Origin of the sequence: Cesiribacter andamanensis AMV16, assembly GCF_000348925.1 — a bacterium.
Classification (GTDB): Bacteria; Bacteroidota; Bacteroidia; order Cytophagales; family Cyclobacteriaceae; genus Cesiribacter; species Cesiribacter andamanensis.
In genome coordinates this window covers 1-23,937 of sequence record NZ_AODQ01000005.1, presented here as the reverse complement: position 1 = coordinate 23,937, position 23,937 = coordinate 1, and the positions used below count along the sequence as shown (strand labels likewise).

At 53.3% G+C, this 23,937-nt stretch carries 20 protein-coding genes; 11 read left to right on the top strand and 9 right to left on the bottom strand.

Going from position 1 to position 23,937, the window contains the following annotated elements; genetic code table 11:
- Positions 1-5 precede the first annotated feature (5 nt).
- Genes ADICEAN_RS22940 through ADICEAN_RS01665 form a run of 4 tightly spaced genes read right to left on the bottom strand, consistent with a single transcriptional unit; the run spans position 6 to position 3,693 of the window.
- The gene (locus ADICEAN_RS22940; protein WP_009193767.1) at positions 6-317 is read right to left on the bottom strand and encodes an N-formylglutamate amidohydrolase; all 312 of its coding nucleotides are present in this window, start codon (positions 315-317) and stop codon (positions 6-8) included.
- Positions 314-1,534: a carboxylate-amine ligase gene (locus tag ADICEAN_RS01675; protein WP_009193766.1), complete on the bottom strand. Its 1,221-nt coding sequence runs from the start codon at positions 1,532-1,534 to the stop codon at positions 314-316. The genes ADICEAN_RS22940 and ADICEAN_RS01675 overlap by 4 nt, the downstream gene beginning before the upstream one ends.
- A 6-nt stretch (positions 1,535-1,540) precedes the next feature.
- The gene (locus tag ADICEAN_RS01670; RefSeq protein ID WP_009193765.1) at positions 1,541-2,992 is read right to left on the bottom strand and encodes a RimK family protein; all 1,452 of its coding nucleotides are present in this window, start codon (positions 2,990-2,992) and stop codon (positions 1,541-1,543) included.
- Positions 2,989-3,693 (bottom strand): hypothetical protein, encoded by a 705-nt coding sequence (locus ADICEAN_RS01665; RefSeq protein ID WP_040395942.1) that lies wholly within the window; start codon positions 3,691-3,693, stop codon positions 2,989-2,991. Before ADICEAN_RS01665 ends, ADICEAN_RS01670 begins: the two co-directional genes overlap by 4 nt.
- 191 nt (positions 3,694-3,884) lie before the next feature.
- On the opposite strand from ADICEAN_RS01665, the gene ADICEAN_RS01660 reads away from it, so the two are divergent.
- Positions 3,885-4,751 (top strand): SDR family oxidoreductase, encoded by an 867-nt coding sequence (locus ADICEAN_RS01660; RefSeq protein WP_009193763.1) that lies wholly within the window; start codon positions 3,885-3,887, stop codon positions 4,749-4,751.
- Between the two features lie 83 nt (positions 4,752-4,834).
- Here the strand turns inward: ADICEAN_RS01660 and ADICEAN_RS01655 are convergent, their stop codons facing one another.
- The 3 genes from ADICEAN_RS01655 to ADICEAN_RS01645 form a co-directional block, all read right to left on the bottom strand.
- The gene (locus ADICEAN_RS01655; protein ID WP_009193762.1) at positions 4,835-5,230 is read right to left on the bottom strand and encodes a co-chaperone GroES; all 396 of its coding nucleotides are present in this window, start codon (positions 5,228-5,230) and stop codon (positions 4,835-4,837) included.
- 82 nt (positions 5,231-5,312) lie between these two features.
- Positions 5,313-6,521 (bottom strand): vWA domain-containing protein, encoded by a 1,209-nt coding sequence (locus tag ADICEAN_RS01650; protein ID WP_009193761.1) that lies wholly within the window; start codon positions 6,519-6,521, stop codon positions 5,313-5,315.
- The gene (locus tag ADICEAN_RS01645) at positions 6,490-7,332 is read right to left on the bottom strand and encodes an AAA family ATPase (protein WP_009193760.1); all 843 of its coding nucleotides are present in this window, start codon (positions 7,330-7,332) and stop codon (positions 6,490-6,492) included. Before ADICEAN_RS01645 ends, ADICEAN_RS01650 begins: the two co-directional genes overlap by 32 nt.
- Positions 7,333-7,512: 180 nt before the next feature.
- On the opposite strand from ADICEAN_RS01645, the gene ADICEAN_RS01640 reads away from it, so the two are divergent.
- Complete coding sequence (locus ADICEAN_RS01640; RefSeq protein ID WP_009193759.1) at positions 7,513-9,147, top strand: OmpA family protein; 1,635 nt, start codon at positions 7,513-7,515, stop codon at positions 9,145-9,147.
- Positions 9,148-9,630: 483 nt separating this feature from the next.
- Here the strand turns inward: ADICEAN_RS01640 and ADICEAN_RS01635 are convergent, their stop codons facing one another.
- Positions 9,631-12,006: a S9 family peptidase gene (locus tag ADICEAN_RS01635; protein WP_009193758.1), complete on the bottom strand. Its 2,376-nt coding sequence runs from the start codon at positions 12,004-12,006 to the stop codon at positions 9,631-9,633.
- Between the two features lie 340 nt (positions 12,007-12,346).
- On the opposite strand from ADICEAN_RS01635, the gene ADICEAN_RS01630 reads away from it, so the two are divergent.
- Positions 12,347-15,175, top strand: a complete 2,829-nt coding sequence (locus ADICEAN_RS01630) for a PAS domain S-box protein (protein ID WP_009193757.1) — start codon at positions 12,347-12,349, stop codon at positions 15,173-15,175.
- 89 nt (positions 15,176-15,264) lie between these two features.
- On the opposite strand, the gene ADICEAN_RS01625 is transcribed toward ADICEAN_RS01630, so the two are convergent.
- On the bottom strand, positions 15,265-15,954 hold the full coding sequence (locus tag ADICEAN_RS01625; RefSeq protein ID WP_009193756.1) for a tetratricopeptide repeat protein: 690 nt from the start codon (positions 15,952-15,954) through the stop codon (positions 15,265-15,267).
- Positions 15,955-16,510: 556 nt separating this feature from the next.
- Between ADICEAN_RS01625 and ADICEAN_RS01620 the strand changes: the two genes are divergently transcribed.
- From ADICEAN_RS01620 to ADICEAN_RS21665, 8 genes are all read left to right on the top strand, one after another.
- Positions 16,511-17,836 (top strand): tyrosine-type recombinase/integrase, encoded by a 1,326-nt coding sequence (locus ADICEAN_RS01620; protein WP_009193755.1) that lies wholly within the window; start codon positions 16,511-16,513, stop codon positions 17,834-17,836.
- A 1,668-nt stretch (positions 17,837-19,504) separates the two neighbouring features.
- A complete protein-coding gene (locus tag ADICEAN_RS22225; RefSeq protein WP_152426272.1) occupies positions 19,505-20,407 on the top strand; it encodes a hypothetical protein in 903 nt (300 codons plus the stop codon).
- Positions 20,404-20,694 (top strand): hypothetical protein, encoded by a 291-nt coding sequence (locus tag ADICEAN_RS01610; RefSeq protein ID WP_009193753.1) that lies wholly within the window; start codon positions 20,404-20,406, stop codon positions 20,692-20,694. Before ADICEAN_RS22225 ends, ADICEAN_RS01610 begins: the two co-directional genes overlap by 4 nt.
- 205 nt (positions 20,695-20,899) lie before the next feature.
- Positions 20,900-21,661 carry an antA/AntB antirepressor family protein gene (locus tag ADICEAN_RS20815; protein ID WP_009193752.1) on the top strand — a complete coding sequence of 254 codons (762 nt, stop codon included), beginning with the start codon at positions 20,900-20,902 and terminating at the stop codon, positions 21,659-21,661.
- A gap of 55 nt (positions 21,662-21,716) precedes the next feature.
- Positions 21,717-22,076 (top strand): hypothetical protein, encoded by a 360-nt coding sequence (locus ADICEAN_RS01600; RefSeq protein ID WP_009193751.1) that lies wholly within the window; start codon positions 21,717-21,719, stop codon positions 22,074-22,076.
- Positions 22,073-23,017 carry a sigma-70 family RNA polymerase sigma factor gene (locus ADICEAN_RS01595; RefSeq protein ID WP_009193750.1) on the top strand — a complete coding sequence of 315 codons (945 nt, stop codon included), beginning with the start codon at positions 22,073-22,075 and terminating at the stop codon, positions 23,015-23,017. Before ADICEAN_RS01600 ends, ADICEAN_RS01595 begins: the two co-directional genes overlap by 4 nt.
- A gap of 4 nt (positions 23,018-23,021) precedes the next feature.
- On the top strand, positions 23,022-23,219 hold the full coding sequence (locus ADICEAN_RS01590; RefSeq protein ID WP_009193749.1) for a hypothetical protein: 198 nt from the start codon (positions 23,022-23,024) through the stop codon (positions 23,217-23,219).
- Between the two features lie 344 nt (positions 23,220-23,563).
- A complete protein-coding gene (locus ADICEAN_RS21665; RefSeq protein WP_040395937.1) occupies positions 23,564-23,890 on the top strand; it encodes an HNH endonuclease signature motif containing protein in 327 nt (108 codons plus the stop codon).
- Positions 23,891-23,937 lie beyond the last annotated feature (47 nt).

The following is a 23,937-nucleotide window of genomic DNA, read 5'->3' as shown; positions in this document are numbered from 1 at the left end:
TGCTTCTACCGCCTGGCGGTAGGGTAGATAATAGTCCGAATGATGTGCGCTTTTTCAGGGGAAGGCAGCGGGTGGGTATAGGCCGAGAACAAGTGAGGATGATGCAGCGAACGGTTTAGCTCTATCAGGAGCCTGCTGGTAGTGCTGCTTTTGGCAAAATCAGCCAGGGGCTTCAACTGCTCAAAGAGGGGCAGGGTGCCCGGGTCCCAGCCCCGATGAGAGGCCAGTACATCGGCAGCATCCCTGAACAAAGGGGCGTAGGCCGGGGGGATCTCATTCCCCCCATGCTCGCAACTGATCACCCAGCGGTTGTTCATACATACAGCCTGTTTTCCTGAAGGCATTGGCTTAACAAGAAGTATTGCTCCCGTATGGCCGGAGGGCTAACATCTCCCCTTAACCGGCGCAGAATGCGGCTGCTTAGGGTTCCCTCTTTCAGGATCTGGCCGATGGTGCCGGCATAGGGCTCGGGTAGCGCGGGGCTAAGGCGTTCGAAAAGATGCTGCCATAGCTCCCCGGCGGTTAGGCTGGGATCCTGGCAAGCAAGAAGTGCCAGGTAGGCCTTATTCCGGATGGGGGTGTCTTCGCCATCGCGGATCACGTCCAGAAAAATCTCGGCCAGCTCCTGCTCGCCCCAACGGCTCTGGGCTTCGGTATCGGCCCAGTCCTGGCTCACCAGTTTTTGCAGGCAGCTGCTGATCAGCAGCAGGATACTGATATCTGCCAGGGGGCATTCCTGTATATCAATGATGCGGATCTCGATGGCGCCTCTGTCAAAGCGGGCAATGGCGCCCCGGGAATTCAGGAAATGCTGGTCCAGGATATTCTCGGTATCAAAGGGGGCAATGGCAGTGCGGATTGGGTGGAAGATATGCTCGTGGTAGGCCTGCTGGCTAAAGACCGGCTCGGGGATTACACTGCCGGCAATAATGGGGATGCGCTTTTGGTTAAAGCGGTAGGTTTCCAGCCGCATGTCCCGAAAGCCGCTGTCCTTGCCATCCAGAATGGGGGTGCTGGCACTTAGGGCCGGTATAATGGGCAGCAGCAGCCGAATGGCGGCATGCAGCTGCCGGAATTCGGCATCGCCCGAAAAGGGCAGGTTTATGTGCGTGCTTTGCAGGTTAGACCAGCCATGGCCCCGGCAATCGAAGATGCGGTTGTAGAGGTTGTAGATTTCTTTGTGCTCGTGCGGCCAGAGGCGGGTTTCGGTAAAGGGGTCCATCAGCGGATGGGCGCCGGTAGGCAGCAGCATGGCATCAAAGGCCTGCAGCTGCTGATTGATCTGCTGCACATTGGCATGAAAAGGCTTCTCAAGCCCCAGCAGCGATGGCTCCGGCCGGTGGGTCTTGATCTCCACCACATGGTTTACCAGCTCATTTGACCAGTCGATGGTCCCATTCTCCACATCGGAGACCCAGTCGCCCGCCATGGAGCGGAGCAGTTCGTCGGCGATTGGTTTAACGGCAAGGGTAGAGCGGTCTACGATCATGTATTCCATCTCCACCCCATATACGTTGAATAAGGAGTAGGCCATAGAAAATTAAGTGATGGAGCGTTCGATGCGTTTTTTAAAGGATTTTATGATGCGGTCATAGAGACCGTCTTTCAGGATCTTGTCTTCCACACCCGACTCCAGGCTGGGATTATCATTGATCTCAATGAGGTACACCTTACCGCCCGACTCTTTGATGTCTACCCCATACAGCCCATTGCCGATAAGCTTGGTGGATTTAAGGGCCATGTCCAGCACATTTTTGGGCACCTGATCCAGGGGCAGGGTTTCATAACGGCCGGTGGTTTCCTTCTTGTCTTCCCAGTTATAGATCTGCCAGTGGCCCTTGGCCATGTAGTATTTGCAGGCATAGAGTACCTGCTCGTCCAGCACGCCTACCCGCCAGTCGAAATCAGTGGGCAGAAACTCCTGGGCAATCACCAGGTCGGACTGGTTGAGCATGTTGTTGAGCTTCAGGGCCAGCTCTTTTTCATCAGACGCCTTGGTAACCCCCTGCGAGAAGGAGGAGTCCGGCAGCTTGAGCACACAGGGAAACCCAAGCTTTTTGGCAATCTCCTTTTTGTTCTCGCTGTGCACTATAAGTGTTTTGGGCACCGGTATCTTGTTGATCTCCATGAGCTCGGCCAGGTACACCTTGTTGGTGCATTTGAGGATGGAGTTGGGGTCGTCAATCACCACCAGCCCCTCGCTCTGGGCCCGGCTGGCAAAGCGGTAGGTGTGGTGATTGACTGTGGTGGTTTCCCGGATAAAGAGGGCATCAAATTCCGCCAGGCGATCGTAATCGTCCTTGGTGATGAGCTCGGAGTAGAAGCCATTTTTATCGGCGGCTTCCATAAACTTCTGGAGCGCCTTTTTATCAGAAGGGGGTGCTTTTTCTTCCGGATTGTAGAGAATGGCCAGATCATACTGGTAGCGGGTACTGCGCACATTCTCGTAGCGCTTTTTGCTAAAGTAGTTCAGGGCAAATTCCTGCACAAAGGGCAGATGGTCTTCGGGAATCTCAGAGAGCGAAATGGGCTTTATGCTCTGCATCAGCCACTTTTTGTTGTGCACAAAGCGGGCCCGCAAAAAGGGCGCCTGAAACTGGCGGTGCAGCTCCCGGCACAGCTTTTCGTACTGCTTGGCCACATTGTGCCCAAAGTAGATGCTGAGGGTAAACTCATCGGACTTCAGGTTCTTAAGCGCTTTCTGCAAGATATCGTCCAGCTCTTCAGATACGATCTTCACAATGGCCGGCGCCTTTAGGTCCTGTATGCTCTTAACGCTGGGAATGGGCTTGTGGCCCCGGGCTTCGGCCAGCAGGGAAACGTAATAGCCCTTGGACTGGTAGCGGTAATCGTTGCAGAGGTTGAAGACCCGGGCGCTGCTGAGCTTGTTGAGTTCGGTTTTGGTGAGGTAGGCTTTGGGGGTGAGTACTTCTATCTCCTCCAGATTCATCTGAAAAAGGTTAGGCGTATTCGTTACAATTATTTTCTTCATAAAAGGTTCTTCGGCGCTACAATAAGGATATTAGCATCGTACGTAAGAATGCCCAAATGGATGGCGTTGATCACCCGATTGGTTTCTATTTTGTAGTAGTTGGTGCTGGAGATAGGGTTTTCCTTATAGGGGTCTGCCACCCATACAAATTCACCCTCCAGGCGGGTAAGCACCACAAAGTGGCCCATGGGTTCGCCCTTGAGATCATCAAAGATGGAGCGGCCCTGCTCATCGGCAAATTCCCGTTTGGTCTGGTAAAGGTAAGTAGCACTTAGCCCGGCCAGTATGGGTATGTTCTTGGAGAGGTAGGAGCGCAGCAGCTCCTCGTCCAGCATTTCCTGGAGTATCTCACCCCCTTTGAGCAGAAACTGCTTGTAGGCGGCGGCAGCCAGGCTAAACTTGCGGCCTTTTTTATACTTGAGCTGCTGGTCCAGTTTTTTAAGCAGCTCTTCCTTGGGCAGCTCCCGCCAGCTGGGGTCAAACATGGTGAGGTTGGAGGTGTACATGCGGGCACTAAACCCCTTGCTGATGGCATCCAGACCCAAAAAAACGGCCAGCGTACCCCCATCTTCCAGGTAATTGACCCCCCGGATCACCTCCTCCAACGGAAGCTCGTACTTAAAAAAATTATATACGGCATGCAGACTGGTTGGCCCGCAGGTAGAGTCGTCGGGTTGGGCGAGTATCGATAACTTTTTCAACCTATAGTTTTAACGTTTAGTAGATAACAGCCAGGCCGCCCCCCTTTGTTTTGGGAGATGGATAGAGAGCCCTACTGCCTGTATAGTTACACAAAAGGGCCCTGAAGAGATTGCAATCCCGATAAATTTTTTTATATTATTTTTCTGCAGGTCTGTGCCTGCAGCTTCAGCCACCCTTTACCAACTTTTTTATGCAGAAAGCCGACATCCTGGTCATCGGTGCTACGGGCACCATCGGCCGCTACCTACTGGAGAAGCTCCGCCTCAGAGGAGCCACCTTTAAGGCCCTGGTCCGCAATGTGGATAAGGCGCTTGCCTTGCAGCAGAGCGGTGTAGCCGTAGCCATGGGCGATTTGAGTGATCCTGAATCATTGCGCAGGGCCATGCAGGGGGTGCGCAAGCTGTTTCTGCTGAGCAGCCCCTCCGACAGGCAGGTAGAGCTGCAGCACAATGCCATTGAAGCGGCCCGAGCGGCTGGTGTGGCCCATATAGTCAAAGTCTCCGCCCTGGGCAGCCTGCCGGACTCACCCATACAACTGGCCCGCATGCATGCCCAGACCGAGGACGAGATTCGCCAGAGTGGCATGGCCTGGACGTTCTTGCACCCCCATACCCTTATGCAGAACTGGTTCTGGCATGTGCAACAGGTGCGGGAGCAGGGTATCCTGTATTCCTTTACCCAGCAGGGGCGCTACTCGCCGATAGATGCCCGCGACATCGCCGAGGTAGCAGCCCGCATTCTTACCGAAGCCGGGCATGAAGGCCAGACCTATTATTTAACGGGGCCAGAGGCCGTAAGTATGAAAGATGTGGCCAATGCCCTGGAGCTGGCCCTTGACAAAGACATTAAGCTCATTGCCGTGCCGGCTGAAATGAGCTATCAGCCCCTGCTGCAGGCTGGCCTGCCCGACTGGCTGGCCAAAGACCTGGCCGAACTAAATAAAACGTATGCCCAAAGCCTGGGAGATGATACCAGCCCGGATTTTGAGCGGATCACCGGCCGCCGGGCCACCTCTGTAAAACAGTTTGCGGCAGATCATGCCCGGGTATTTCGCTAAGGGGGTGAGGCCATTCCAAACAGAAAAAGCAGTCTCAAGCCTGCTTTTTCTGTATAAGGGGGGTAATATCTTCAACCCAGGTATTACTCAAAGAGGTCTTCTTCGCGCTCCAGCATCAGGATGTTGGCCTGCTGGATGATCACATATTTTTCGCCCCCGATCACTACTTCATAGGCACCCTTCTGCAGATAGACGGCCAGATCGCCTTCGCGGGCCTGCAGGGGTATATAGTTAATCTTCTCATCGGCTTCTTTCCAGGGCTCATCGCTTCCCTCGGCCGGATAGGGTAGAGCATAGCCGGGGCCGGTCTTCATGACCCAGCCGGTGCGTATCTGCTCCCGTTCCTGCACGCCGGGGGGCAGGAACAGCCCGCTTCCGGTACGCTCATCGTCCTGCTTAGGGCGGATCAGCACCCGGTCGCCAATAATGATGATTTTTTTTAGCTTGTTGTCGTGCGTCAGCATGGTGCCAGACTTCATGGGTGTAGTTCTTTTGCAGTATGCAAAAATACGAAAAGGGAGAAAATGAGTAAACAGGCAGCGGCAGGCTATTCTGTATTCCTCAGCGCAGCGCCTTTACCGCCTGCTCCAGCCCCTTCAGGCTAAGGGGGTACATGTGCTCCTCAAATAGGGCCTTTATCTGCCCAATGGTTTCGGTGTAGGACCACTCGGACTGAGGCACAGGGTTTAGCCAGATGGTATGGGGGAAGTGCTGGCGCAGGCGCTGCAGCCAAAGAGCGCCGGGCTCCTCATTCAGGTGCTCAACACTACCCCCTTTATACAGCAGTTCGTAAGGCGACATGCTGGCGTCTCCCACCACTATTACCCGGTAATCAGAACGGTAGCGCTGAAACAGGCTCTCGGTTGACATGTATTCACTGCGACGCCTGCGGCTGTCTTTCCACACTTTTTCGTACAGACAGTTGTGAAAATAGAAGTGCTCCAGCTGCTGAAACTCGTGCCGGGCCGCCGAAAAAAGCTGCTCACACAGGCGAACGTGCTCGTCCATAGACCCCCCTACATCCAGAAACAGCAGCAGGCGAAGGCCATTGCTGCGCTGGGGCCGGTATACCTCCCGCAGCACCCCTGCATTTTGACAGGTTTTGCGGATGGTTTCTTCTACATCAAATACCTCCGGTGCGCCGCTGTGGCTTAACAGGCGCAGGCGGCGCAGCGCCAGCTGAAACTGGCGCGTATCCAGCTGGCGGCTATCGTCCAGATCGGCAAACTCCCGTTGGTCCCACACCTTTACAGCTCGTTTGTGCCGGCTCTCGGTCTGGCCAAGGCGGTAGCCCTGCTGGTTGTAGCCCCATGCCCCAAAAGGGGAGCGGCCGCCGGTCCCAATCCATTTGTTTCCACCCTCGTGCCGCTCCTGCTGGTCCTTCAGGAGCTGCTGAAAACGCTCCTGCAGCTGCCGGAAAAGCTCCTGCAGATAGGGTTGCTGTTCTTCTTCGGGCAGGCCTTCCAGCTGCTTATTTTTGGCCAGCCAGTCCTCGGGAATCTCGGCCAGGGGATCGAAGGGGAGGGTGCTAAGGTCCGCAAAAGCTGCGGCAAAGGCCCGGTCAAATTTGTCTAGCGCCTGTTCCTGCTTTACAAACAGGCTACGGCAGAGGTAATAGAAATCATCCGTGCTTGTACCGACCACCCCCCTGGCAAGGGCTTCCTGCAAATAGAGCAGCTCCCGTGTACCTACTGGCAGGCCTGCTTCCCGCAGCTGAAGTATAAAACCGATGAACATCTCAGGAGTAGTAACTTCGGTGGGTGCTGCCATACAGCAGGGCATTGAGGTCCTGCTCATTTTTTAGCAGGGCGCCAGCATAGGGGGGCAGCTCTCCCTGCAGCTGAAGGCTCTCCAGCTCCTCGGGACGGGTACCGCCCGCCAGCAACAGCTTAATCCAGTCCAGCAGCTCACTGGTAGAAGGGCGCTTTTTTAACTGCCGCTTTTCCCGCACTTCTAAAAAGAGGTGTATGGCATTTTGCAGCAGGGCCTGCTGCAGACCGGGGTAGTGCACCGCTACAATCTGCTGCAGCGTATCGGCATCCGGAAAGCGGATGTAATGAAAGAAGCAACGGCGCAGAAAGGCATCGGGCAGCTCCTTTTCGTTGTTGGAGGTGATGATGACAATGGGGCGCTGCCGGGCACTGATGGTCTCATCCAGCTCGTAGCAGTAGAACTCCATACGGTCCAGCTCCTGCAGCAGGTCATTGGGAAATTCCAGGTCGGCCTTGTCGATCTCGTCGATTAGCAGCACCGGCACGGCCTCGGCTTCAAAGGCTTCCCATAGCTTACCCTTGCGAATATAGTTCCGGATATTGCTTACCTTGTCGCTATTGAGCTGTGCATCGCGCAGGCGGCTGATGGCATCGTACTCATAGAGCCCCTGTTGGGCAGAGGTGGTGGATTTAATATTCCAGCTGATGAGCTTCTTGCCCAGCGATCGGGCAATTTCATAGGCCAGCAAGGTTTTGCCGGTGCCGGGCTCGCCTTTGATCAGCAGGGGCTTCTCCAGGGTAATGGCGGCCTCTACGGCTATTTGCAGGTCGCGGGTTGCGATATAGGAAGGGGTTCCGGTAAATTTCATACAAGCAGTCAAACAAAAGGATACCAAAGGTCGTGAATCAGCCCTCGGCAAACAACGCTATTTTTTCTGGAACGGGATTTGCAGCCGCTTACAATAAAGCGAACTATTCTTCATTTATAGAAAGGAAATGCTACGGATCCCGATGATCTTTTTAATTTTGTGCTCATACCTTACATAACCATGAAGTGCTCATTTTCAAAACATACCAGCTTTTGTCTGGCTGCTCTTGCAGCGGGCCTGCTGTCGCTACCTGGCCTGGCGCAGTCCCGAAAAACCCCCATCCTGTCGGCCGACACCAGCCTGAACACCCGCTACAATGAATACAAGCCTGTGGTATCGCCCGATGGACAGAAGCTGTTCTTTGGGCGCAGCAACCATCCCAGCAGTGCCGGTGGCCGGGGCGACCGGGCCGATGCCTGGGTAGCCGTAGCTACCACGGGTGATCTGTTTGGCAATGTGCAGCGCCTGACCAGCCTGATCAACTCCCCACAGGCCGATGTGGTGGTAGGCTTTACGGAGGATGGCCGCCAGCTGTACCTGATGCGCAACGACCTGCAAAGCACCAGCAAAGCCGATGCCGGCCTGTACCTGATGCCTGCCGATGGCAGCGGCTCCCCTAAACCCGTTTCCATTACCTATTTCTTCAACAAGGCCAAGCACCAGGACATTACCATTGCCCCCGATGGGCAGACCATGCTCATTGCCATGGAATCCTACATTACCCATGGCCTGGAAGATCTGTATGTGAGCTTTCGCCAGCAGGACGGGCGCTGGAGCGAACCCATGAACCTGGGTCAGGACATCAACACCCCCATGCAGGAGATGAGTGCGTTTCTGGCCGCCGACGGGCGCACCCTGTACTTTAGCAGCAACCGGCCCGGCGGACAGGGCAGCATGGACATCTGGGTAAGCACCCGGCTGGACAACAGCTGGAAACGCTGGAGCAACCCCCAAAACCTGGGCGCGGGCATTAACACCCCCGGCGCAGAAAATTACTACTTCGCTCCCGAAACCGGTCAGTGGTCGTACTACACCACTACCCAGAATAGTGAAGGCTTTGGCGACATTCGTCGGGTGCGCAAGCCCGAGACCCCCAAAGCCCCCGAGCTGGAAGAAACGCCTGAAGTGATTGTTGCCCAGGTCCCCACTGAACCCCAGTCCGCCCCGATCGAACAACCCACCAGCCCTGAACCTGTGCAGGAAGCTGCCCCCCTTGAACCTGCCGTAACCCTCAGGGGGCAGGTGCGTGGCAAAGATGGCAAACAGGCCTTTGGCAAGGTGCTGGTCCGGAGCATCGAACATAGCTTTCAGGACTCAGTATCGGCCAGCAGCAGCTATTCCATAGCCTTACCGGAAGCCGGGCAGTACCGCCTGGTAGCTAAGGCAAAGGGGTATTTACCGGTTGATACCCTGGTACAGCTTCCCAATGCCGTAACCCAGATCAACTTTGATCTTCGGCCCCTTACCGTTGGGTCTACCGTACGGATGGAGAATGTGATGTTTCAGCAAAGTACCGCGGTGCTGCTGGAACAAAGCTCTACAGCCCTGGACCAAGTGGTACAGCTGCTGCGGGAAAACCCCGGCATGGAAATCATGATCACCGGCCATACCGACAACCAGGGCAGCAGCAAGGCCAACCTGAAACTTTCGCAGGATCGGGTAGAGGCGGTGAGAAGCTACCTGCTGAGCCGCGGTATTGATGCCAAGCGCATACAGGGAAAAGGCTTCGGTGGCACCCGGCCGGTAGCCAGCAATGCCAATCCCGAAACCCGCCAGCTAAACCGTCGGGTAGAATTTACCATCCTGAAGCAATAGCATAGCACTGCATTGTACTGAGAAGGGGGTGCCTGTTTATGGCACCCCTTTTTTTTCCTTATTCGATCCTGGATCTTCTATACTCTGTGGCAAACATTATTTAACTTGAATTATGGATTAAGCTCTTTACCTACAGAAGGATAACGTACGAAATCCCCCTTGGCGAAGGGCGGCCCGCGTAGGGGGCAGGGGGATTGGTGACATTGTATTCGAGGCTTATTAATATCATAATGAACCTGACCAGTAAAATTTAGTAAAGGCAGCTTTTGAAACTATGACTATTTCAATCCCCCTGCCCCCTTCGCCAAGGGGGATTCGTTTGACATGTAACTTTCCATGAAAAGGGATCCATAATTCACGTTATTTAACCAACCTCAGCAATTTGCATTTTCCACCGCTAAGGGGGTAATAGAAAAAGGGATGCTATCTGCTGGCATCCCTTTTTTGGCTAATTATGAACAATCAGTACGAAACAACCAGCGGTTAATCGGCGGATTGTCGCTGGTCGCCGATGGTATCCTCAAACAGCTTCAGAATGCGGCGGTATTCGTCCGTCCAGCTGCTGGGCTCTACAAAGGCATGGTCTTCCAGGGGGTAAACGGCCATTTCCCAGTTTTCCTTGCCCAGCTCTATCAGGCGCTGCGCCAGGCGCACTACATCCTGAAAATGTACATTGGTATCGATCATGCCATGGGCAATCAGCAGATGTCCCTGCAGGCCTTCGGCAAAGTAAATGGGAGAGGAGCGGGCATACGCAAGGCTGTCGGCCGTGGGCTCATTCAGAATGTTGCTGGTGTAGGGGTGGTTGTAGTGGGCCCAGTCAGTTACTGAGCGCAGAGCGGCTCCGGCTGCAAAAGTACCCGGCTCATTGAACATGGCCATCAGGGTAATAAACCCACCATACGACCCCCCATAGATGCCCATGCGGCTGCTGTCTATCCCGTGCTCCTCTACCAGCCAGCGGGCGCCATCAATGTGATCGCTCAGGTCTTTGCCCCCCATGTGGCGGTAAATGCCCGTGCGCCAGTCCCGGCCATAGCCGGCGCTGCCGCGGTAATCAATGTCCAGCACAGTATAGCCCAGGTCTGTAAGCAGGTTGTGAAACATGTATTCCCTAAAGTAGGAGCTCCACCACTTATGGGCATTTTGCAGGTAGCCCGCCCCATGCACAAAAATAACGGCAGGACCACCCCGGCTGCCCCGCTGCGGCCGGTAAAGACGGGCAGGCACCTTTGCGCCATCGCTGGCGGTAAAGCTTACATACTCCGGCATGCGCCAGGGGTAGGCTTTCCACTGCTCGGTAAGGCTTTCGGTGAGCTTTTTAGGGCTTGCGCCTGACTTGTTTTGCTGCAGGTATAACTCGGGCGGACGGTTGCCGGTAGAGTACAGCTGAGCCATCCATTTTTCATCGGGAGAAAGGGTTACGTCCCAGCGGCCTTCGCCCCGGGTGAGCTGCTCGGCTTTGCCCCCCTGCACCGGCATGCGGTAAAAGTGGCGCTCGCCCGGATGCTGCTGGTTGCTGTGAAAATACCACCACTTGCCATCCTGGCTGAGGCGGGGTTCATACACCTCAAAGGTACCGCTGGTAAGCTGTTTTTTTGGGCCAGTGGTGACATCCAGCAGATAGAGATGGGAATAGCCACTCGCCTCAGACTGGAACCATACCTGCCGGCCATTGGGCAGCCAGCCCATATCACTGGCCCCCCAGAGCCAACCCATGCCCGGGCCACCAATCCAGGCTTCATCCCGCTGGTGATCCAGCACGCTCAACTGGCCGCTGCTGAGCTCCAGCAGGGCTATCCAGCGGTCTTTGTTGTCCTGGCTACGCACCTCTATCAGCGCTGCCTTGCTGCCGCCTGGGGCAAACCAGGGGCCATGCACCACTACTTCTTTGCTGCGGGTATAGGACTTGCCTGGATAGTCCTTCACAAAATCGGGTTGCCGGTCCAGGCCTGGTAGTTTTTCGGTTTGCAGGTAGTAGACGGTATCCAATTTTGTATCGTAAATACCCATGCGTACGGTAGCCTGCTTGCCGCCCACTTTGGCGCGGGCCTTTAGCATTTCGGCATAGCTGCTTTCGGTCACATAGGTGGGCACCTCTGTCTGCCCATTCTGAGGATTGGTGGTGAGGCGAAAGGTAATATAGCGGCCGTCGGGACTAGGCGTTTGCCCGTTTACTGTTGCATTGTCGGTGTAGATGGGGAGGGGGCGGGAGGGAAGCGATCTGTTTCGGGCCGCTTCTGTCTTCTCCTGCTTTTCTTTACGTTCCCGCACCACCTGTGATAGCCGGAGCTGATCCTGCTGCAGCCAGCGGTTCTGCTCAGAGGGGGTACTTTCCGGGTTTTCTTTTCCTTTTCTAAAGTCGGTAAGCTGCTGCAGCAGGCCGGTGCTGCGCTGCAGCAGGTAGAGGTTGTTGTTGAGGGTAAAGTACACATCCTCGCCATTGGCAGCGTACTGAATGTTGCCCAGTCCACTCAGGTTATGGGTCAGTTGCTGCACCTTGCGGCTGCGCTGGTCTTCTTCATACATATCACCTCCGCGCAGATACAGCTTCTTGGTGCGCTGGATGTTGAAGTAGGGTGAGCGATCCGGCAGGCCCAGGCCTTGCTCTTCTGCCCGGCTGATGACCCCTGTTTTGATGTTGACCTGGTAGAGCGAATCCCCCGGATGCTGCTCCGGATTCCACTTAAAGTAGATAAACTGGCTGTTGCCTGCCCATTGAAGTGAATGAGGGGAAGTGCCGATCCAGCGGGCAGGATCCTGCATGATCTGCTGCACACTCAGCGGACTGTGTTGCTGAGCCGGAAGTTCGTGTAGTAAGACCGTTAGAAGAAAAACGGCGATAATGTGTCTTTTCATGCGACAGCGTAGGATAGGAATGGTATGAATAGAACAATATTAACAAATAAAAAACAGCTTAAAATGCTGTTAATCAAAAATTTAGATTTGATAATGACTTAAAAACAATAGGTAATTTAAGCAGAAGTGTACTGCACCAACAGGGGCGGATAAGGCAATTTATACAAAGACAGCTGCTTAGCACAAGCCTGTACTGGGAATATTTCAATTGGAACTGAATTTTTTTTCAGAATGTAGCTACTAACAATTGGGCTTTTTTCTATAAATTACATCCAAAATGGAAATCTTCCATTTTTAGTCTGTAGCGCCTCCACTGGGTGTAGTTTACTACTTTTCTGATATGGCAAACTGGCTGTCTTCGAGCGACGCTGTAATTATTTTTACAGGAAGCACCGTGCAAGCATGTAACGAGGCTGCGCTCCGCCTGTTTGGCTATACCAGTCAACCCGAAATTCTCTCCCGATCCCCCCTTGATCTTTTGATGACCCAGCAGCCGGACAACCTGCCGGCCAGTGATCGCCTGCTGCTTCTTACGGCAGAGGCGCAGGAGCAGGGGGTCTGCAAAACCAGTGTAATGGCCCGACGGGCCAACGGTGAGCCCTTTGGCATTCAGCTACTGCTGATTGCCGAGCGGAATGCAGCCGAAGATTCCCCTTATTACTGTACCAAATGGCTGCCTTTGCCACAGCAGCAGCCCCTTCTCCCTGACTCGGAAGCGGAGCTGCTTGCCGACACCCCAGCCGGGGGTATACGGCAGCATAGCAAACCGGCCATTATGCAGCTGCTTTTGGAGCCGGATGTGGCCCTGGCGTCTGATACTGATGGCTTACAACTGGAGATGGCCCGGCTTAAGGGAGAAAACCAGAGCCTGAAACGCCTCCAGCGGGTTATTCGTAAAAGCCTGGAGCGTTTTCGGGTTCTGGCCGAGTACAGCCCGGATGTGATCATGCAGTTTGACCGTAAGTACCGGCACCTGTTTGTAAATTCCCAGGTAGAAAAACAGTTTCAGCTGAAGGCCGCCGATCTCATCGGCAAATCCTACCAGCAGCTGGGCTTTCCCGACTACTTCACTCTGTGTTGTGAGCAGGCGCTGGACTATGTCTTTCGTACCGGCACACAAAAACGCCTCGATTTGCAACTGCCCAATGGCCGGTGGGTAGATTGGTTCCTGATTCCCGAAAGCAATGATGCCGGGGAGGTAGTATCGGTAATTGCTACCGCCCGCGATATCTCTGAGCAGAAGAAAACCGAGGAAGCCCTGCAAACCAGCCAGCACAAACTGCGGGAAGCCTGCGAGGTGACCAAGCTCAGCAGCTGGGAATATGAAGTGGCCGAAGACCGCCTGCTGCTAAACCAGCAATTGCGGGATCTGCTGGGCATAGAGCAGGCAAAGGAATGGGTGCAGGGCAGCCGCTTTCTGCATGAGTTTATACTTCCAGAAGAGCTCGGTAAGATCCGCTACATTATCCGCATGGCCAAAGAGGCGCCCGTAGAGTCCTTTAAAGAGGTGGTAGATTACCGCCTGCGCCGGGTCAATGGCACTATTATCCATGTGCTCAGCAGTGTGCGCATAGAGCTTGATGAACAGGGCGAACTGATTCGGGCGTTTGGTACCGCACAGGATATTACCCAGCTACGCCTAACCGAGCAGGAGCTCGAAGAGTACCGCACCAGCCTGGAGCGGCTGGTAGAAACCCGCACTCAGGAGCTGCGCAAGAGTGAAGAAAAACTGGCCGATGCCCTTCGCCTGGCCAACCTGGGTACCTGGGAGTTTGATCCTGTGGCCGAGTGCTTTCTGGTGAGTGATGAAGTGCTGGAGATCTTTGGCACCACCCGGGAGATAGAAGGGGGCAGTATGTTGCCGGTAAGCCGCATGCAGGAGAGCATTTATGCCGAAGATCTGCCCGTGTACCAGAGAGCAGTTGAGCGTGCCGGCAAATCGGAGGATGAGTTTTATACTGATCGGGTGGAGTTGCGCATTGTGCGCAGCGATGGGGAGATCCGACACCTCTACGTAAGCATTAAGATCGGTAAAACCCGAAATTTCATCAAGTACTACGGTACGCTGCAGGATATCTCCAGCATTCGCAAGACCGAGCATGAAAAAGACCGCCTGACGGCCATTATCGAAACCACCTCCGATATGGTTGGAATTGCTGCGGTAGATGGTCAGATCCTGTACCTGAACAAGGCTGGCAAAGAGTTCTTTGGCATTACCAGTGAAGAAAGCCTGCAGCAAAAAACCTTCTCCAATTTTCAGAGCCAGAAATTCAGCCGGCTGCTCAGCCGCAAAGAATTACGCCATGCCGATAAATATGGCACCTGGAGCGGGCAAAACCGCTACCTGAGCCATGATGGCCGGGAGGTGCATGTATCGCAGGTAATTGTATCGCATAAGGATGCCGATGGGCAGGTGCAGTGCTACTCCACCATTTTGCGGGATATGTCGGAGCAAAAGAAGATCGAGCAGGACCTCATCTTCAAGAACAATGAGCTGGATACCTTCATTTACCGTGCGTCTCATGACCTGCGTGGCCCCATAGCGACCCTGCTGGGGCTGAACCAGATTGTGCGCTACGAGGTGACCGACAGCACCGCCACCAACTATTTTGATCTGTACCATAGCCAGATCATGCGCCTGCACAACATTACAGTTTCGCTCATAGAATTGACCAAGATCAAGGACCGCAGTTGTGAAATAGCCGAAGTAGATTTCAAGGAGTGCTGGCAGCGGGTTAAGAAAGACATCTGGAAGCTCCCAGAAAGTGCCGAGGTGCTGCTGCACGAAAGCATAGAACCGGTGCAGGGCTTCTGCAGCGATGCCCACCTGCTGCAGATCATCTTCTATAATCTGGTAGAAAATGCCATCCGGTATCGTCGCAGTGAGGTAGAGTCATTTGCCCGTATCGAGATCCAGAAATCCAGGGAGTCAAACCATGTGGTCATCAAGATCTCCGACAACGGGATAGGTATTGATGGGGAGCTGCAGGGCAAGATCTACAACATGTTCTTCAGGGGCACTGAGCGCTCCAAAGGGCCCGGACTGGGTCTGTATATTCTCAAAAATGCGGTAGAAAAGCTGGGCGGCCGAATTACCCTTTACAGCATTCCCTACAAGGGCACAACCTTCAAGATTGAGCTTCCTTCCCTTTCAGAGCAAAAAGGGTAGGGTATGCCCGAACCTACCATGAGGAGGCTTGGTGATTTTCATTGCGCCAATCCCCATCAACCTTCTCAAGTACCTGTTCAAACAAGGGCCTACCGATCCTGGCGCTTCCCTAGCCAGTACTGAATAAATTCCTGAAAGCCGGCTTTAGTAGTAAACACCGAGCGCATCACACTGGCCAGGTGGCTGGCGGTCATTTTCTGCTTTTGCTGAGGCCCGGAGGGAGGCATAGCGGCAGCAGGGGAAGGAGTTGTTTGAGCGGGAGCAGCTGAAGCGGGTTTGCCCTCCAGCTGATCAGCTTTGGCAAATTGCTTTTGGGCTTCCTGCTGGTAGCCCATTTTTTCCATCAGCAAGCCCAGGTTATTGTAGGCGACAGCATCTTCCGGATCAAGCGCAATCGCTTTTTGATAGTCTTCGATTGCCCCTTTAATGTTGCCCATGGCATCCTTCACATAGGCGCGGCTGCTATAGCGATAGGGGTTTTGCGGCTCCAGTTCCTGGGCCTGGTTGAAGTCCTGCAGGGCAGGCTGATGTTCGCCCTTCATGAAATAGGACAAGCCCCTGTCGCTATACAACTGGGCCTGATCGGGCGCCAGGGCCAGCGCCAGGCTGTACTGTTCTATACTTTTGCCAAAGGCCGCCAGCTTGTAGTGGCAGTAGCCCATGGCTGCATAATGGGTAATACGGTCGGGGCTACCCTTCAGGCTTTGCTCCAGCAGTCGCAGGGCTTCGGCGAATTGTTGCTGTTCCAGCAGGCGCTGGATGGTGCTATCCAATTTCATAGGCGAATGACTACTGTAAAAATAGGCCAATTTGCCCAAACAGGCATACAAAAAGAGGAATTCAAAAAGGGGGCTGCACCAGAGGGGTAGAATAATATAAGAACGGGTATATTACACGTGTTCTTTAGTAATACAGCCATGGGTAAATATGCGTACGATCTATCCAACCCAACACTTGCCTTCCATTCCGCTAGTTAATTGAGACATAGAAGCTGTAGGCAGGTATTCTAACCAACTCTCAGCCGGCAACCTATTGTTCTAATTGGTAAGCTTTGAAAGTAATGAAAACAAAAAAGCCCCCAGAACTTACTCTAGAGGCTTTTGAGCGGAACGGACGGGACCCCAAAAGGGAACCTTTTACATGTACTGCTTTACTGAAAAATACGCCTAAATACGTTTTAAAGGGGTTTTATTGATTTGAGCTAGGGAAGCTTTACCCCATTTTTCGGCATGACCCATGTAAATTACATGTAAATTTACATGGGTTTTACATGGGAAAGGCTATCTTTGAAAAAGTAAACTTTTCGATACTTTTTCAAGCAAAACCCTAACAACTATGACGTATGTAATTAAGCTGGACCGCCGCCCCCTGAGCAAGGGCGAGAACGCCGGCAAACACCCTGTTATCCTGGAGTACCGATACAAGGGCAAGCAGTACCGGGACCCCGTGGGGATCTATTGCGCCCCCCAGCACTGGAACGAGGCTACCCAGCAAATCGGCAGCGGCTACAGCCGGAAAGAACAGCAGCAGCTTAACGCCCTTATCCTGGCTAAGCGGGACCAAATTAACCAGGTGCTGCTGGAGTGTAGCGTACATAAGATAGAGCCTAGCGGGGAACATGTGCTAGCCCAGCTACGCTATACCCCCAGTCTAGTAGAAGATGCGCCGAAAAAAGAAGAGCAGCTGGGGGCGGATATGGTGCCGCTGTTCCAGGAGTGGCTGGACCAGGTCCAGGTTCCTAAGTACACGCACACCCTACCACACCTAAAAGCATTCGCCCAGCACCGGGGCGGATTAAAAGCAGCGGAGCTATCGGAAGCCCTGCTGGCGGAGTTTGCCGCCTACCTCCAAGAAACTGGGTATATACCCTATAGCAAGGCCAGCAAGGCCCCCAGGCCGAAACCGGTAAAAAAGGAGCGGGTACAGTTTTCGAATACTACCCTTAAAAACCACGTTAAATACCTAAAGCTGTTCGGCCGGCAGTACCTAACGAAAAAGGGGTACCCCGTTAACCAGGATTTCCGGGACTTCGAGCTAAAGTTTAAGAGCCCGGAAATAGGGGACACAATCGCGCTAACAAAGCAGGAGTTCGACCGCCTCTATTACCTGGATGTATCGGCAAAAAAGCACCTGCATGTAACCAAGCTGGCGTTTATCGTTGGTACGGCACTAGGAGGGCTAAGAATAAGCGATCTTAAGCGCCTCCAGGCCTCTGATTTTAAAGGGGACGATGTTAGCTTTACTCAGCAAAAAACTGGGGGCAAGGTTACGAATCCGATAAGCGAACATTACGTTAAACCCCTGCTGGACGAGTTCCTAGCGTACAAAGAACTAATCCCCAGCGGGCAAAAGCTAAACGATAACCTAAAGGTGCTGGCGGCGCTTGCTGGCCTGGATCGGGTGGAAAAAATATACGAGTACCGGGGCGGCAGCCGGAAAGGCATAGAGAAAGAAGTTAGGATACAGGACCACATAAGTAGCAAGTACATGCGTAAGACGCTAGTATCGGTGCTAGTTAGCCTGGGGTATGGAAAAGAGATTATAAAGGAGTTTACCGGCCACCAAGACGATAGGGTAATCGACCATTATATTCAGGTGCACCGCCAGACGAAAGTACAGGTACTAGATAGTTTCCGCCCTGATCCGGCAAACGCTCTATAAACAGAGAGCCCCAGCCCTGGGGCTTTTTTTATGCCCTGCTGGCTATCAGCCTACCAGCTGGACTTTCTCCCAAATCTGGCTAAAAGTCCCTACATGCCTGCTGGAAAAGCGACTGTAGGTAGCTGCCCTGGGGTTAGCTCTTAAGTGCGTAGCGAACCCTAGGGCGGGGCACGTTCCCCTGTAGTGGGGTTGCACCCCAGGGGCTGGGGGTTGTTTTCTTTTTTTCCTGTTTCCCTGGATTAAGTAAGAAAAAGCAAAGCCGGGCATGGGGGCTGTCTCCCTTTAACCCGGTCCTGGGGAATACATCGCTATCCAGAAAAGAGGCCCGGGTAGGGATGCTGTTTCCCTGTCCCGGGTTGTTTTCTTTTTTCCTGCTAATCCAGGTAGGTAGGTCTATCCCTTAACCCGGTCCTGGGGAATACATCGCTATCCAGAAAAGAGGCCCGGGTAGGGGAACAGTTTCCCTGTCCCGGCACTGGATCCAGGTAGGAAAAAGAACCCCGGGTATGGGGAACAGTTTCCCTGTCCCGGCACTGGGTTGTAAATGGAAAACTAAACCCAGGACCGGGTAGGGGAGTGTATCGTTGGTTCTTAAGTAGCCATATATATATTAATTCTAACCCTAAGAGCCAAATGATACACCCGATCCCGGCTTTGTTTTCTCTACTTATCTACACCCAACCCCAACCCGGGCCCAGCGAATAACTAGCCCAGGGAAACAGGGAACAAAGAAAACAACCCCCAGCCCCTGGGGTGCAACCCCACTACAGGGGAACGTGCCCCGCCCTAGGGTTCGCTACGCATTTAAGAGCCAGAAAAAATTTTTAAAAAACTGACTTTTCCGATTAAGGAAATCGGCACCTAAGTAGTCTTATATATAGGGCCGGTCTGATCTTCTGGAAAAGGCTAGTATTTATAAACATGGATAACCTACACACCTATTACCTACCCCAGGCGGATGAAGAAACCTACTGGAACTATAAGATAGCCCAGCTACGTGGGGAAGATCTAGTACAAGACGATTACGAGGGAAAAAAGCGGAAATCCCGCGCCCTTGTTATGCGCCTGCAGGCGGACAGGGACGACTATGTATTTGCACCTGGGCAAACTTTTGTCCTTTATCCCCAGCCCAGATACCTAATACCTACCTACAAGTTTCGGATTCCAGGGGACGTACGACGCTATACGATACTAGAGCTACTAGCAAATAACTATATAGCCCTGTATGGCACAGCGCGCGGCTGGAACGAGCTAAAAATACATAACAAGCGCTGTTATACCCCGCTGGCGGACGGAGAGCTAAAAAGCATATTCTACCAGGTTAACGCGGACAGGGACGCGGGCCAGGGGCGGGTTTTTTGCCGCAAGCATGTAGGTAAGATTAACCCAGCCCTGCAGGGAGACGAACGCAAACAGGCCCTAAAGGACCTGCTAAAAGCAATCTGGGGTACAAAAAGGGAAGAGGCTAAAGTACGTATCCAGGACGCATACGAAACGCTTATTGCTGCTGGGGAAATCGTTACACAGGCCCAGCTGGCGGAACTGGCAGGCGTGGGGAAAAGTACAGTAGAAAAGGTTTGGCTGGAGGTAACCGGCCTGGCACAGGAAGAAAGCACTAGCAAGGCTAGGGAAAAAGCAGGATTAACCAAGAAAAACAAAACTAAACGTATGTTACAAGAAGCGATACAGCAGCTACAGGCGGAAGGCAAGAAAGTAACCCAGCAGGCGCTAGCTAACATTACCCCCCTGGGCATGGCAACAATAAAGCGCCACCTGGCGGAGATCCGAAAGGAAGAACAACCGGCAATTACAGAAGAAGAGCTGCTGGAAAGCATAGAGCCGGGCGAGTGGTGGGCGTTTGAAGAAGATACTCAGCCGCCAGTATCAGGCTACTTTGTAAATAGGGCCTGGGGTCCGCGTAAGGAGAAAAAGGAAAAGAAAACCTACAGCTATAAAGGCCCTTCTACAGGCGCGATACTAAAGAACCGCACCCGGGTAGCAATGCTGGAAGCTATAGAGCAGCTGGAGAAAGAAGGGCAGGAGGTAACGCCCCAGACCGTGGCCCAGCTGGCAGGAAGAGCAGAGAAAACCGCAAAAAAGCACTGGGTGGCGGTAACAGGGGAACAAGCCCCAGCAACAAAAAAAGAAAGCATCCAGCAAGCCCAGAAAGCGGCCGCGTACGCTTCAGCAGACAAGAAAGCAGCCAACACCCTAGCCCAGATTATCGCGGCAATACAGGCCCTACTGGCAGCGAATAAGAAGGTAACCCAGCAGGCTGTAGCAGAGGCAACCGGACGCGGTATAGCGACCATTAAGCGCAACTGGACTAAGCAGGAAATACAGCAAGCCCTTACCCAGCCAGCCCCCATGGCCCCAGCCCCTAAAGATGTAGCCGCCCCGGCACTGCCGGCAAAAAACGCACAGGGGGTAGAATTCCTGGAAATAGAAGGGGAGCTGCTAGCGGTATATGGCAGCACTGCTGCTGACGTAAGCGCCTACCGAAACGACCCAGGCTATTTAGCTGGGCTGGACTTCCTAACCCTGCTAGAAATCCAGGAGGCAGCCGCATGAGCCGCCCCAGCTGCAAGCCTGACCTAATAAGGGCTATTATTCGCCTTTGCCGGCGCGGCAAGCGCATTAACCAGCACAGCGTAGCAGAAGAGGCGGCCAGGAGTCTGGCAACTGTAAAGAAGTACTGGAAGGATCCAGAGGTACAGGCAACTATCCGCCAGCACTACACCCGCGACAGCATAGAAACAGAATTATTCGTGCACGATCTGCCCGGGCCCATTTACCTGGACTTTCGCGCCCAGCATGTAGAGACCTGGCGGGGTAATTTCTGGCTCTTGCTTAACTAGACGAAAAAAGTTTTGGTATAAAAACCCTCCCCAGGCGCTGGAAAAGCACTTTTTGCGCCCTCCGCCTAAATTTTTTCAACTTTTTTTCTGGAAATAAGCCCCTTTTCCGAAAAAACGGAAATTAGCTAGTATTTATTAATGTAACGAACGAAAAAAGGGGCACTAGGCCCCTATCCATAACACAAAAGGAAAAACAAAATGCAAGTTGAAAACACTAACCCCAACAACCCTAACCCCAACCAACGCCCTAATAAACGTCGACCAACAGAAACAGACAGTTGATGCACGCGAGCTCCACAGCTTCCTGGAAGTAGGTAAGCATTTCAGTACCTGGATGCCTGAATTAATAGCAAAATACGACTTCCAGGAGGGAAAAGATTATTACCCAGAATTGGGTAAAATTACCGGTAGAGGTCGCCCCAGCATAGAATACAGCCTAACCCTCAGCACCGCCAAGGAAATAGCCATGGTCCAGAACAACGACCGGGGCAGAGAGGCGCGGCGCTATTTCATTCAGTGCGAACAGCAGCTACAGCAGGTAAAGCAAGCCCTGCAGGCCCAGGCCCAGCCAGCCTTCCAGATACCCGCTACCCTTTCGGAGGCCCTTTACCTGGCGGCCCAGCAGGCGGAAACCATAGAGACCCAGCAGCGCCAGCTGGAGGCAGTTAAGCCAGCGGTTGAGAGCTTTTGCACCTTTATCCAGGCGGGCGGTAACTACGACTTTGCGACAGCCGCGAAATTGCTAGGCACAGGCCGCACCCGGCTTTTTAAAGCCCTGCGAGAGGTAGGCGTACTAATGCTAGACAATACCCCATACCAGCGTTACGCGAAACATTTCGAGGTGAAGGCTACAACAGATGCCCGCTGCGGGCGGGTATACGTAACAACCTACATAACCCCAGGCGGCCTGCATTACCTACGCCGCATCTTTTCCGCAAAGCCCGAGCTGCTGCAAAAGAAAAAATAACCCCCTAGGCTGCCCTTTCCCCATCCCGGGCAGCTCTTAACTACCCCCTAAAGCAATGCAACAAGAAAAAACATATTCCAGCATCCTGGAAGGCCTAACCCTAGAGGGCCAGCACCTGGCAGCGCAAATATTCCTTACCCTGCCCTATAGCCCCTATATGTACCTGGCACAGCACAAGCTGCGAAACGCCACCTACACCCAGCAGGAAATACAGGCCCTAGCCCAGGTGCTGCTGGAGTTCCCCGAGCGCCAGGCCAAAACCGCAACCCAAAAAGCCCAGGCAAGGCTGGAGCGTAACAGCCTGGCAACACAGAAGGCAAAAGCACGCCTGCAGCTGCTGCAACAGATTATAGAAGGCCTGCCGGAACTCCCTAGCCATAACCCCAGCGAAAAGGAGACCCAGGCCGGCGCATGAAAAAAAGAGCAGCAAAGCAGCAGTACTGGACAGACGAGCAGGAGCAGGCAGTACAGGCCTACCAGGTAGCCACACCGTTAGAGCGTAACCGGATTTTCGCTACTTATCTATACAAGCCCCTCCAGCAGCTAATAACATCAGTGTTACGCAGATACGTTAACCAGTACGCAGACGACGAGGAACTACAGTTCGAGCTGTTAATACATAGCCTTAAGGTGCTGGATAAGTTCCGCCCTGGGCAAGCAAAAGCCTACAGCTACCTAGGCACAGCAGCAAAGCACAAGGCCTACAACTACGTAGAATCCCTACAGCGCCGCGAAAACAGAGAACAGGAGTACGCTAGCATGCAAGAGTGGGAATACGAGCTAGAGCTACAGGACGAGCAGCAGGAAAAGCATGCAGCATTACTGCTAGAGAAGCTACAGCAGTATATGCAGCTGCAGGGATTAAGCGAGCGCGAAAAGCAAGACCTGGAAAGGTTCTACACTGTAGGCGAACGAGACAGCAACTACATAAGATATAAACACAAGCTGCAGGAATTCTGCCTACAGCTGGTAAAGCTAGGTCTGCTGGATAAGGAGGCAGAGGTACAGCAGCTATATAGTGTTAAGCAAGCCAGCGCCAGGCGCATGCAGATACTGCAGGCTATGGAGGAACTGGAGGCACAAGGGCAGGAGGTAACAGAAAAAGCACTTGCCCAGCACCTAGGTCTACACATTAACATTATTCGAACCCCCCTTTCGAAAATACGCAACCCTAAAGCAGCACCTAGCCCTACACCTAGAACCAGCAACATAATGTTAATAGAGCAGGCAGTACAGCAGCTGGAGAAAGAAGGGCAGAAGGTAACCTGGCGAACTATAGCGGAGATTACAGGCCTAACTAGGGGTGCTATTTACCCTACATTATCCAGGATGCGTAAACAATTTCTTATTAAGTAACAACATGCAAGAACAACAAACCCCCCAACAGCAGGCGCTAAACCTGCTGATCCAGGCCCTAGAGCTGGCGCAAAAGCGCGGAGCCTATAGCCTGCAAGAGGCAGCAACAATAGCCCAGGCTATAGCGGCCTTTGCCCCAGAGCAGTCACCTAGCACTAACCAGGTGGCGGCAGATGAACAACATAGACAAGAAGGCCTTTAATAGGTCTTTCGAGGCCTACAGTAAGCTAGAATGCCCCCGGGCGCGGGAACGCTATTTCGGCAAGCACATATACCAGCACCTGCAGACGATAGCTTATAACGTATGCTACCATTTCCAGTTTTCGGAGCAATTGCGATATGAGGATGTAGAGGCAGAATTGCTTTTGCACTTCCTACAGCGAGACGAACAATTACGCCAGTATAGTGGTAACTTCTATAACGTAGTCTTTACGACTTTTAGGAACAAGTTCTTTAGCATACTGCGTACGCACAAGATCCAGAAACGCAGGATACTGGAGCTGCAGCAGCTAGCAAGTAAGCACGAAAAAGAATACCTATCTGTAGATGCGATATTTAGCGAAGATATCGAGCAGCAACCGGGACCGGAACCAGCGTTTCTACCAGACGCCGGCCTGGAAACGGGTACGGCTGCTTAAGCTGCAGGAATGCCCCCTGTGCGTTACGTGCGATGCACAGGGGCTGCTTACTGTAGCCACAGAGGTAGACCACATCCAGCCCCTTAACCAGGCCTGGAATAAGCGCCTGGACTGGGATAACCTGCAATGCCTGTGCAAGCCCTGCCACAGCGCAAAGACCCGGGCAGAGCAGCTGGAGAAACCCCAGCAGGGGAGAGCGCGACGCGCTGGGCGAAAAGCTAAAGGACCTGCTTAAGTAGCAGGTTTTTTCTGTGCGTTTATTCTTCTAGGGCAAGCGAGAGG

Bases quoted from the DNA above. Each gene is read 5' to 3' on its own strand.
- ADICEAN_RS22940 (WP_009193767.1), bottom strand. From the start codon at position 317: ATGAACAACCGCTGGGTGATCAGTTGCGAGCATGGGGGGAATGAGATC.
- ADICEAN_RS01675 (WP_009193766.1), bottom strand. From the start codon at position 1,534: ATGGCCTACTCCTTATTCAACGTATATGGGGTGGAGATGGAATACATG.
- ADICEAN_RS01670 (WP_009193765.1), bottom strand. From the start codon at position 2,992: ATGAAGAAAATAATTGTAACGAATACGCCTAACCTTTTTCAGATGAAT.
- ADICEAN_RS01660 (WP_009193763.1), top strand. From the start codon at position 3,885: ATGCAGAAAGCCGACATCCTGGTCATCGGTGCTACGGGCACCATCGGC.
- ADICEAN_RS01655 (WP_009193762.1), bottom strand. From the start codon at position 5,230: ATGAAGTCTGGCACCATGCTGACGCACGACAACAAGCTAAAAAAAATC.
- ADICEAN_RS01650 (WP_009193761.1), bottom strand. From the start codon at position 6,521: ATGGCAGCACCCACCGAAGTTACTACTCCTGAGATGTTCATCGGTTTT.
- ADICEAN_RS01645 (WP_009193760.1), bottom strand. From the start codon at position 7,332: ATGAAATTTACCGGAACCCCTTCCTATATCGCAACCCGCGACCTGCAA.
- ADICEAN_RS01640 (WP_009193759.1), top strand. From the start codon at position 7,513: ATGAAGTGCTCATTTTCAAAACATACCAGCTTTTGTCTGGCTGCTCTT.
- ADICEAN_RS01635 (WP_009193758.1), bottom strand. From the start codon at position 12,006: ATGAAAAGACACATTATCGCCGTTTTTCTTCTAACGGTCTTACTACAC.
- ADICEAN_RS01630 (WP_009193757.1), top strand. From the start codon at position 12,347: ATGGCAAACTGGCTGTCTTCGAGCGACGCTGTAATTATTTTTACAGGA.
- ADICEAN_RS01625 (WP_009193756.1), bottom strand. From the start codon at position 15,954: ATGAAATTGGATAGCACCATCCAGCGCCTGCTGGAACAGCAACAATTC.
- ADICEAN_RS01620 (WP_009193755.1), top strand. From the start codon at position 16,511: ATGACGTATGTAATTAAGCTGGACCGCCGCCCCCTGAGCAAGGGCGAG.
- ADICEAN_RS22225 (WP_152426272.1), top strand. From the start codon at position 19,505: ATGTTACAAGAAGCGATACAGCAGCTACAGGCGGAAGGCAAGAAAGTA.
- ADICEAN_RS01610 (WP_009193753.1), top strand. From the start codon at position 20,404: ATGAGCCGCCCCAGCTGCAAGCCTGACCTAATAAGGGCTATTATTCGC.
- ADICEAN_RS01600 (WP_009193751.1), top strand. From the start codon at position 21,717: ATGCAACAAGAAAAAACATATTCCAGCATCCTGGAAGGCCTAACCCTA.
- ADICEAN_RS01595 (WP_009193750.1), top strand. From the start codon at position 22,073: ATGAAAAAAAGAGCAGCAAAGCAGCAGTACTGGACAGACGAGCAGGAG.
- ADICEAN_RS01590 (WP_009193749.1), top strand. From the start codon at position 23,022: ATGCAAGAACAACAAACCCCCCAACAGCAGGCGCTAAACCTGCTGATC.
- ADICEAN_RS21665 (WP_040395937.1), top strand. From the start codon at position 23,564: ATGCGATATTTAGCGAAGATATCGAGCAGCAACCGGGACCGGAACCAG.